This window comes from Bradyrhizobium sp. SUTN9-2 (assembly GCF_003122645.1).
Taxonomy (GTDB): Bacteria; Pseudomonadota; Alphaproteobacteria; order Rhizobiales; family Xanthobacteraceae; genus Bradyrhizobium; species Bradyrhizobium yuanmingense.
This window is the reverse complement of the sequence record NZ_LAXE01000001.1, coordinates 2,287,450-2,297,844: the sequence shown is the minus strand read 5'-3', so window position 1 is coordinate 2,297,844 and position 10,395 is coordinate 2,287,450. Positions and strand designations below refer to the sequence as shown.

Sequence of the window (10,395 nt, the reverse complement as noted above, 5' to 3'; positions counted from 1 at the left end):
TGATCTGGAACATAGATGCTATCGAAAACCTTAAGGCCATGAGCCGTTGCCGCCCCAATAATTATGAAAGGGAGCTTGACCTGCTCTAGATCTTCGAAGCTGTCGGCGCCGACAATCCGAAGAAAATCGAATTTAAACCGTCGAAACTTTATCTGAGATGTAGCCGACGCTACCAGGTCCTTGACGCTCGACGCTCCTCGGACGATCTCTTCCCTTAAATGGTTGAGTGCCGTGAAGAGGCACGACAGCTCATCAAGCTCGGAACGGCTAAATCGCCTCAAGCGCGACGAAATCGGCACTCCGTTCTTGTATCTCACGGTCGGCACAAACCTTATCTCGCAATCGAGAAGGAGGTCTGCGACGGCGCGCTTCACCAGGATCGCCTGACCGATATCTTTCAGGCCGAAGTAGCTGCGAGTTGGCCGCGCATAGCAGATCCAGCGGACTGCACCGGTTACGGCTTCCTTCAAGCATGCCTGAGGCCCATCTAAGCGCAAATGATAGTCACCTTGCGATACAAAGGTTCGATAGCCAGGCGGAAACATTTCAGTGTCGTTCGAGGAAATCACGGCAGTCGCTCCCGAACGTAGGGCAAGTCCAATATCATCGTCCAAATTGAAATCGTAGCTCCCACCCGGTCTAAGCTGGATCTTGTTCGGGTACACTGTGACAATCGCGACATCATTCTCCACAGCCGCTCTTCTGATCAGTTCTGCATGCCCAAGATGCAGGGCGCCGAGCGTGTGTACCGTGCCAATGGTCTGACCTGTTCTTGCGACCTCCTGGATGAACGCCTTGCCTGCGGAAAGACCTGCCAGATGCATCTTCTTACTCCAGTTTTCTTGAATGCCAAAAGCGTGGAGCGCTTGGATCTCGGAAAATGCGCGGCCGGGGCACCCCGCGTGGGCCGCGCACCAGACGAGCTCCAAAGAGCTTTAACACCCGCTTACAGCTCGGATCACCGCACCAAACTGTTCTAAGCGCACGGGCACGTTGGCTCCCTCTTTTCTTGCGGTTCTCAAAGGAGTCAGGTTGAACCTTCGCGGCCGCGTCTGATCAACGATGAAAATTCAGCCAGATAGTTTGATGGCTCGCCCGGCTGATCCCCCTCCAGAGCCACCTGCAGTCCCTGACAACGGTCTGCAAAAAACGGAGGCTCGAAAGTGGTTATCTTAGCGCCTGAAAAATCGACCTTCACGAAGCTGGCCTGGAACGGCGATATCCCACTCAGGTTCGCATTGCGTAGGGACGATTGGTTCATGCGAACGTATGCGGCGCGGGTTGCCTCCAGGTTGCTATCGGTCATGCCCGCGGCGACATATGCCTGAACCAGATTGGCCCCTTCGAGATTTGCGTGGTTCAATGCCATTGATGGCGGCGGATCACCAGTGATCATCGACCGGTAGAGGTAAGCCTGGGACAAGTCCGCATGTTCGAGATCGCAGTCGCGTACGAAGGCGCAGCGGCCGCGAAAGCCGGTGAGTTTGGCGGCTCGCATTGTGCTCTCGGTTATCGAAATGCTTTCGCCCGATGCCTGAGATAGGTCCGCCCCATCCAGCTGACAGGAATGAATGGATGCACCATTGAGCACAGCACCGCGGAGGTTCGCGTCGGACAAGCCTACGGACAGAAGCCGCGCCTCGGTGAGGTCCGCCTGTTCCAGCTCCGCGCTCGCGAGATTTGACAGGTGAAGATCAGCGAATGGGGCGCTGAGGGCTCTCGCCAGAATCCGCCCGCTCACCTTTGAGAGTCTCAGATACGGAAGATGAGCACCTTCCAAGAGAAGGCCATCGATCGAGGTGGGACGCACGATCGATAAACATTCTCCCTTTGACTGGAAGAACGAGCAATCCGCCAGATGCGCTTTCGTGATCGTGACTTGGTTCAGCTTTGCAGACCGAAAAGAAGCGGAAGGAAGGAAGCATTCATTGATAGTTGACCCCTGCAATTCCGCGCCATCAAATGCAGCATCACTCGCGTCGCACTGATAAAGGAGGAGACCGCTGAGCATCGCGTTGTCAAAGCGTGTTCTTTTCATGCTGCATCCATGAAACAGGCTGCCGGTTGCATCAATTACATTGCGCAGACTGGCGTCATCGAAGTTGCAGACCTGCGCTGCCATCGCGTGCATATAGGCAAAATCAAGCTTGGCCCCGAGGAAACTTGCACGCTCCAGCCCCGGACAGATAAGGTTCGCCTCAGAAAGATCTGCACGATCCAACTTTGCCCCGTAAAGCTGCGCACGATTGAGGGTACAGCGCCGCATTGGAAAATCTGAAAGGTCGTGATTGCTAAGGTTCTCGGAGGATAGCTGCAAACCAACCCCGGTCCTTTTGATTGCCTCCTCGGTTCGCCTGCCGACAGCAGCCACTGCGCGCAGCCGATCGGCAGCTCGGCTCCAGTATCGAACGAACTCGCCATCTGATGAACGCTTGTTTTTGGGATCTGAGCAGTGCTCTGCCCCTTCATTCACAGTGCACTCGCTATCAGCGCCGATCCTATGCGACATGTCGAGGGTTCCGTCTTGCCCAGATTTCGGAGGTCCTGTTATTGACCTCGTTGTTCTGGGCCTGCACCCACGCTATGCGCCTTGTGGTGACTCGTCTGCGAATTGGCGACACCATGCGTCGATGTGACTCCTGTTGCGTCGGTGTCCTTCGCAGCTGACGCTTGAACACGTCAACCGAATTCTGATCATGCGTCCCCACTGCTACTCGGTGCGCTTGTTCACCAAGCCCGCCAACCTCGATAACGATCCGTTGACAGTGCTCATACAACTGACAATGCGATCGGCTTCGTCAGCTCCGGAGAATCCCCATCACTCTCCATCAAACCGAATGTGCAAACTTCTAGGTCTTGCTTCTTTTTCAGAATGGACCCGCCGCTTGTGGGCGGGAAAGTGATCGTTCATCAACAGGCTGCACTTATCACGGCGCTACCTCATCGGTAGCAACGAGCGTGCCAGCCGCGTCAGCCGAAATTAGCGAGCTGAATAGGGCATCATGAATGCGGGATTGACGCCGAATGTTTCGAATCTGACAAACACGGTCTTTGTCGGGAACGCACCATGGCTAGGCTATCGTGAAAGCGAGATCCCGAGCTCGTTTGCAGGAGAGCAAGAGCCGCACCCGTTGCGGGCAGGCAATCGACGGCTTACAATTCCACACGTACGGATCGCCGGCCTCTTGATTAGCCAATGTTCGAACTCGGCCGGGCCTGCTCCGTGCGCCGGCCGGTCCCCACTTCAAACCTGTGGTCCATAGATTGTCCCGACGGAGCGATGAGCGAGGGCGCAATCGCGACCAAATCGCGCGCAAGCGCGGTTACCCCGCCATCGGCGACAGGCAATTTTTGAGAAAGGAAGTCGAATTCGGAAGGCATTCACGCGATGCCTTCTTCGAGCATCGTAGCTGAATGACCACTCCGTGAAACAGGCACAAGGCGCGGCATGGCAGCGATAAGGCTCTTGGTATAATCAGACTGCGGATGACGAAAAATCTCTTCGGTGGCCCCGCTGTCGACGATCCTCCCGCGGCGCATAATGATGACTCGATCGCTGATATGCCGAACGACACCGAGATCATGGGAGATGAAGAGATAACTTACGCCCAGGCGGTCCTTCAGATCGCCCAGCAGATCCAAGACCTGGGCCTGGATTGAGACATCGAGCGCCGAAACTGCTTCATCGCAGACGATTACGGCAGGATTTGATGCAATCGCGCGGGCTATCGCAACGCGCTGGCGCTGGCCACCGGAGAGCTCGAGCGGCCGGCGGTCCAGCAAGGCCTCGGATAGTCCGACCATATCGAGCAGCTCGATAACGCGCCCTCGCCGCTGCCATTTCTCGATGTCGCCCGAAAGGCTGTCGGATATGATGCGTCCAACCGTCCAACGTGGATCAAACGAACCAAGAGGGTCCTGGTAAATGATGGATATCGAGCGCCGCCGAACCCGTCGTTCGCGTTCGGCGAGCGTGGTCCATGGCCGGCCTGCAAACTGAACCGCTCCCTCGTCAGGCTCATCGAGCGCCATGACCATGCGCGCCATCGTCGACTTTCCTGATCCGGACTCACCGACGATGCCCAAAGTCTCTCCGGCTCGCAGTTCGAAGGAAACGCCGTCTACAGCCGCCCGTACAGTGCCATCCGGGCCCTCAAAGCGCTTCACCAGACCTGTCGCTTCGAGCAGGATGGAACGAGATTGTGGCAACGATTGCACGAGTGGCTGCGCTTGCCGGCCAGGCAAATGCAGAACAGTCGATGGTGACAGACGTGAGCCGCGCGGCCGGCCTGATGGCACAGCATCGAGCAGCTGACGAGTATAGGGGTGTCGCGGATCTTTGAATATCTGGACGGCGGGGCCGCGTTCGACGACCTCGCCTCCGCGCATGACCAGGATCTCATCCGCCACGCGGGAGACCACTGCCAGATCGTGACTGATCAGGATCAGCGCCTTGCCCCTCGCTTTGGCTTCCTCGAGGAGTGCTAGCACATGAGCCTGCGCCATCACGTCGAGAGCGGTAGTCGGCTCGTCGGCGATAAGGACGCGTGGATCAAGTGCAAGTGCCGCAGCAATGAGAGCTCGTTGGCGCTGGCCGCCAGATAATTGATGCGGCAGCTGGGCGGCCTTGGTTTCGGGCTCAGGGACACCGACGAGCTTAAGGAGAGCAATGACCCGCTGCGCGAGCTCCTCGCGCGATGATACCGCATTGTGGAGGAGTAAGCCTTCAGCAACCTCTTTGCCGATCGGGCGAAGCGGATCAAGCGCGACGAGTGCGTCCTGTAATACAAAGCCGATCTTGTTGCCGCGGATGCGCCGCCAGGCACGATCGTTGAGGCCGATCAGGTCCGTCCCCTCGAAGTTCAGCTGGCGTGCATGAACATCGGCGCGGCGACCAGCGAGGCCTATGAGAGCCCGCGCGCTTACGCTTTTGCCCGAGCCGGATTCACCGACGATCGCAAGACATTGTTCCGGCTGCAGGGAAAAGGATAGACTGCGCACAGCCGCATTCTGGGTGCTGCCCCGCCCGAAGGAAATGCGCAGCGAATCGACCGTGAGGAGGTCTGCCTGCTGCAACAGAGGCTGAGGGCGGCCCTGCGACATTCACGTTTTTCCTTCCAGACGGTCCTGTAGATGGCGCCCGACGATGGTGACGCTGAGAGCAAACGCCGTCACTGCCAAACCGGGTATGACCTCCAGCCACCAGGCGTAGATCACATAGTTGCGTCCGGCATTGAGCAGCGCGCCCCATTCAGGGGCTGGGGGAGCGACGCCAAGGCCGAGAAAAGCAAGACCCGATGCCCATATAATCGCTTGACCTACGCCAATCGTCATCATTGCCGTCAGCGGGCTCATGGCGTTCGGAAGAATATGCCTCCAGACAATACGGGGAAATGGATGACCCAGCGCCTTGGCGGCCTCCACATACCCTGTCCCTTTGATGGCAAGCATCTGGCCCCTGATCATGCGGGCATAGCCTGGCGCTGTGCCGATTCCGACAGCTATGATCTCAGTTAATACCGACGGGCCAAAAACCGTCACGAAGACAAGGGCGAGCAAGAGCGTGGGAATCGCGAAGAGCACGTCGACAATCCGGCTGAGGATGCTGTCGACTACGCCACCAGAAAGCGCTGCGGCGACGCCGAAAACGATCGCAATGGACATGCTCAGCGCCGTTGCGCCAACTCCGATGGCGAGGGATTGGCCCGTCCCCTCGACTATTCGAGAGTAAAGATCTCGCCCCAATTGATCAGTTCCGAACCAATGAATGATCGACGGAGACTGCAATGACGATCTCAAATCAATAGTGAGCGGATCGTGCGTCTGCAGTACCTTTGGGGCCATAGCCGCGACGACAAAGAGGCCAATTATGATAAGAGAGACGGCAACCCGGAAGGGAGCATGGCGCGTGATGGCCAGGACTTCTTTGAGCGAACGAGATATGGTGACTTCGGCGAACATGCTCATGTCAACTTGATCCTCGGATCAACCAGCCGGTAAGTCAGATCGACGATCAAATTGGCAAGAACGAATACGCCCGCAGAGATCAACACAGCTCCCGAGACAATCGGAACGTCTCTCGAGGACGTTGCAGCGACGAGGACTCCACCTAGGCCTTGACGGGCGAAAACCACCTCGATCAAAATCGCGCCCGAAAGAAGTTTGCCCAGCGCCCAGCCCGACAAAGTAATCCCGGGCAATGCGGCGTGGCGCAGGACATGGCGAAGCCTGACGCCAAAATCACTCATACCTCGGGCCCGCGCGGACGTGACGAAGGGCTGCTCGAGCACGCGCGTGAACTCGTTCTGAACGACTTGTCCGAAAAAGCCCGACAGTTCAAGAGCCAACGCGACCGTAGGCAGAATGTGCCCGACCGGAGAATTTCCGCCGATGACCGGAAGAATGCGCAGCTTTACCGCAAAAACAACCAGCAAAATTGTGGCCAACCAGTAAGGCGGCACTGTTGCCAAAAAGACTTGCGTGTCATTGAGCAGCTTCGACCATATGTTGTCTCTGCCGGCGATGAACAAGGTTGTCAGGATGGCGATAAACCATGCGATCAGCAGCGCGGTGACCGCCAGAATAATCGTAGGCCCGATCTGCTCCGCGATGATCCCTGCGACTGGCCGATGCTGCTGGTAGGATTCACCAAGATCTCCATGCAGGATCCCCAGTATGTATTTTCCGTATTGAACCACGAGCGGCTGATCAAAGCCATATTTCGCGTTGATCGCCGCGAGTTCTGCCGAGGATGCCGGTCCGACGTTGCCACTTGTCACATTAATGATGATCTGCGCGCGATCGCCGGGCAGCACACACTGAATTAAGAACGCAAACGTCGCGGCAGCCCACACCACCACGACACCGGACAATATCCGGCGCGTGAACCAAACAATGGGATGACGGGCTATCTTCATGCCATCATTTCTTGTCGTCAAAATGCGCATCATAGAAGACAGGTTCGCCAACGGACCCACGGTCCAGCCAAACGCCTTTCAGGGTCGGCTTGATCGCCAAAGTTACGTCCAGCACAGTAAGGCCAATAACGGGTGCCTCATCCACGATCTTCCGTTCCGCCTGCTGATAAAGCGCGGTACGTTCAGCTCCATTGAAATTCTGTTCCGCCTTTTCAATGATGTCCCAAAGCATCAAATCCTGGTAGCGTGAGGGATTGAAGCGATTGGGCTCGCCATTCTGATCGGGCTTCCACGAGATCCGGAAGATCTCGGCGCCGGGGGCAACCCAATAGAGAAGAACAACCTCATAATCATCGGGTCCGAGGTTTTTTCCGGCAAAGAAATCAGCCGGATTGGTGGGCTGGAGATGTACGTCAAAACCGGCCGCCCGTGCCTGCTGCTGGATAACTTGCAAGGCTTGCTCGCCATCCGGCTTCAGGAAAGCGTTCGAATAGGAGATACGCACGATCAGCGGACGACCGTCCTTGACACGAATGCCCTTAGGATTTCTCTCAGTCCAACCAGCCTGATCAAGCAGCTGATTGGCCTTTCGAATATCGTACCCATAGGACTGCCCGAGCTCACGCAGGTACTCCGGCGAGCTCTGACTTAGCGCACCGTTACCTTCAAATGGCAAAGAACCCAGGAAGGATGTGTCGACCGCGGATTTTCGGTCAGTAGAATAGGCAAAGGCCTTGCGGACGAGCATGTCGTCAAAGGGGGGCCGAGCCGTATACAATGCAAGGCGCAGCGGGGTGCCCCCGGTTAGGTGCCGCACTACTGGAAATCGGGAGTTGGCGTCCTTCCATGCGACAGCCGGAATGTCGTATATGGCATCGGTCTCGCCCGCGATCAGCGAGCCGTATCGGACAGTCTGATCTGGCAGAAACTTCCAACTAATCCCTTCAACGTAAGCCGCCCCTTGATGTTTTGCGGTGGCCGGCGCCGAATTGTAGTTGGGATTGCGGCGGAAGGTGACTTCTCGCCCATGGTGCCACTTGTCGACAATGAATGGACCTGAACCGACGGGGTTCTCGCAATTGACAGCAAGGCCACGTTTGAGTGCCGATGGCGAGAGAATGCCTTGTGAGGATTGGGCGAACACGTTCAGCAAGGGCTGGAACGGCACCCTCAATTTTACCTGCAACCTCAGAGGAGCAATCGCCCTTGCCGATTCGAAGCTATCGCCGAGATAAGGAGCGGCAGTCGGATTGCGAAGATCGGGGTCATTGCTGAGCCATCCGTTGATGTTGTCAGCGATGGCCTGCGCATCGAGGACAGTCCCGTCAGTAAACTTTACATTCGGCTTTATCTCGAATGTGTACACCTTTTTGTCGTCGGAAATGGTCCAAGACTCGGCCAGCCATGGCAAAATCTTGCCGTCATCGCTGCGCGCAACCAGATTATCGCTGTACTGGCGTTGCAGATACCATTGCTGCACCCATCCTCCGAACAGGCAGGCTGGCTCTTGAAAATGCCCGTAACGAATAACGCCTCCTCGCTTGACGCTGCCGGCTAAGCCTTCTTGAGCGTGAACGCTGGGCGCCAAGTGCGACAGGCCCAAGAGCATGGCAAAGGTAGCCGCAACCGTTCTTGCTTGAAGGTTCGACTTGCCAGTGAAGCGCCTCGCTGACAGCGCATTTGAGAAATGCATATCCAGTCTCCAGAGCATTGGTGTTGAGGAAGCGTCACAGCGGTGAGCTAGCTGTGGCTCTTGCCGGCACAAAAGGAGTCGAGATCCCAAAATGCTCTCGCAGAGTCTGTCCCGCATATTCTTTGCGAAACAGCCCGCGCCTCTGCAGGATGGGAACCACATTGTCGACAAACGCTGAAGTGCCATCGGTCAGAACATCCGGAATGATGTTGAAACCATCGACCGCGCCGGCGCGGAACCATGCCTCAATCGACTCCGCGATCTGCTCGGGTGCACCGACGAGCAGGCGGTGGCCAAAGGCTTGAACGCTGCTAATGATCTCGCGAACCGTCCGGCCTTGACGCGCCAGAGTTTCAATCGTGCGATGGTGACCGACGGAAAACGGAACATGATCTGGATCAGGCAAAATCTCCTCCGGGATTGGCCTCTCTAGGCTGAGCTTCTCGACTGCCACGCCCATGCTTCGTGCAAGAGCGGCGATGGCGCGCTCCAGGTCGATCAATCCATCAAGCTCTTCTTTGCGGCGAGCCGCTTCTTTCTCGGTGCCCCCGATACAGGTGACAAGGCCTGGCAGGATGAGCGGAGCCGCAGCGCGACCGAATTGCCGAGAGAGCGCGCGTAGGCGCTCTGCCTCCTGCAGAGCCGTTGTCAAGTCTCCCGCCGCCGCAAACACGACATCTGCGCTGCGGGCACCAAGCCGTAGTCCAGGATCCGAGCCACCCGCCTGAACGATGACTGGGTGACCTTGGGGCGAAGCGGGATGCGTCAGCGGGCCTCGGATGCCGAAGCTATTGGTATCGGGATCGAGCAGGCGGAATTGACTCTGATCTGCGTAAACTCCCGCAACCTGGTCGGCGATGACCACCTCGCCGCTCCAGCTCAGCCAGAGAGCACGGACAGTTTCAACGAAGTCCTCGGCGCGCCTGTAGCGATCCGCTCGCCCGACTTCTCGACCGCCAAAGTTTGCTACCGTCGCCGGGCTCGACGTCGTGACCGCGTTCCACGCAACGCGGCCACAGCTGATGACATCGAGCGATTGGAAACGCCGAGCTAGATTGTATGGTTCGTTGTAGGTCGTCGACGCTGTCGCAATCAGGCCAATCCGGTGCGTTTCGCGTGAAATCACGGCGAGAACCAGAGTAGGCTCGAGACCGTTAAGCGGTGGCTGGTGCGTAATGTCGAAGCTTATCGCGGGAGTATCGGCGAGGAATACAGCATCCAGCAGACCACGCTCCGCAACCTTCGCAGCCTGGATGTAGTGCTGGATATCGAAAAAGGCACTTGGATTTGTGCCCGGCCAGCGCCAGGCGGCGGAATGACCGCCAGCGCCATGAAGATTTAGGCCAAGGTGAAGCATGGAGTTAACCGAAGACATCACAACCTCTAATGCGGCCTCTGTTGGTAGGCCTTGAGGGCAAGTCAAGCTCGGTGGCCAGCCTGCCCTTTCGCGCAAGATCGCGGTGGATGTGCGCCGGGCAGTCGATTTGAGGCATGGACAACAAACGGTCGGCTGATGTTAGAGGACCCTCACCAAAGAAGCCTCGGTGACGTCCTGTGATGTTGTGCGAGCGCGCGCGGCTGCAAAACGATTCGACCACGCTGGCTGCCCATCGACGCCGTCGTAACAGCCAACTTCCGGCGGCCAGTTGATTGCACACGAGCACACTCACGTCGGCTCTCCAGAATTCATCGAGAAGGCCCCCTTCACAGGAAGTGTTGGGATGCCCATTCGCGATCGAACCTTGATGATCTTTAGAGGTCGAGGCCACGCAAACGCAATAGTTG

At 57.3% G+C, this 10,395-nt stretch carries 7 protein-coding genes; all 7 read right to left on the bottom strand.

Annotated elements, in window-relative coordinates; all coding sequences use genetic code 11:
• Positions 1–824, bottom strand: an 824-nt coding sequence (locus XF30_RS10800) for a pantoate--beta-alanine ligase (RefSeq protein ID WP_109145658.1), incomplete at its 3' end; no start/stop codon positions are given.
• A gap of 203 nt (positions 825–1,027) precedes the next feature.
• Entirely contained in the window at positions 1,028–2,509 is a 1,482-nt protein-coding gene (locus XF30_RS10795) for a pentapeptide repeat-containing protein (protein WP_109142663.1), read from the bottom strand.
• An 872-nt stretch (positions 2,510–3,381) separates the two neighbouring features.
• On the bottom strand, positions 3,382–5,103 hold the full coding sequence (locus XF30_RS10785; protein WP_109142661.1) for a dipeptide ABC transporter ATP-binding protein: 1,722 nt from the start codon (positions 5,101–5,103) through the stop codon (positions 3,382–3,384).
• Entirely contained in the window at positions 5,104–5,967 is an 864-nt protein-coding gene (locus tag XF30_RS10780) for an ABC transporter permease (protein WP_109142660.1), read from the bottom strand.
• Positions 5,964–6,917, bottom strand: a complete 954-nt coding sequence (locus XF30_RS10775; protein WP_244608901.1) for an ABC transporter permease — start codon at positions 6,915–6,917, stop codon at positions 5,964–5,966. Before XF30_RS10775 ends, XF30_RS10780 begins: the two co-directional genes overlap by 4 nt.
• Positions 6,918–6,921: 4 nt before the next feature.
• Complete coding sequence (locus tag XF30_RS10770; RefSeq protein WP_244608900.1) at positions 6,922–8,610, bottom strand: ABC transporter substrate-binding protein; 1,689 nt, start codon at positions 8,608–8,610, stop codon at positions 6,922–6,924.
• 34 nt (positions 8,611–8,644) lie between these two features.
• Positions 8,645–9,985: an NtaA/DmoA family FMN-dependent monooxygenase gene (locus tag XF30_RS10765; protein ID WP_109142657.1), complete on the bottom strand. Its 1,341-nt coding sequence runs from the start codon at positions 9,983–9,985 to the stop codon at positions 8,645–8,647.
• Positions 9,986–10,395 lie beyond the last annotated feature (410 nt).

Excerpts from the sequence above, each read along its gene's own strand:
- XF30_RS10795 (WP_109142663.1), bottom strand. The coding sequence starts at position 2,509 with ATGTCGCATAGGATCGGCGCTGATAGCGAGTGCACTGTGAATGAAGGG.
- XF30_RS10785 (WP_109142661.1), bottom strand. The coding sequence starts at position 5,103 with ATGTCGCAGGGCCGCCCTCAGCCTCTGTTGCAGCAGGCAGACCTCCTC.
- XF30_RS10780 (WP_109142660.1), bottom strand. The coding sequence starts at position 5,967 with ATGAGCATGTTCGCCGAAGTCACCATATCTCGTTCGCTCAAAGAAGTC.
- XF30_RS10770 (WP_244608900.1), bottom strand. The coding sequence starts at position 8,610 with ATGCATTTCTCAAATGCGCTGTCAGCGAGGCGCTTCACTGGCAAGTCG.
- XF30_RS10765 (WP_109142657.1), bottom strand. The coding sequence starts at position 9,985 with ATGTCTTCGGTTAACTCCATGCTTCACCTTGGCCTAAATCTTCATGGC.
- XF30_RS10775 (WP_244608901.1), bottom strand. The coding sequence starts at position 6,917 with ATGAAGATAGCCCGTCATCCCATTGTTTGGTTCACGCGCCGGATATTG.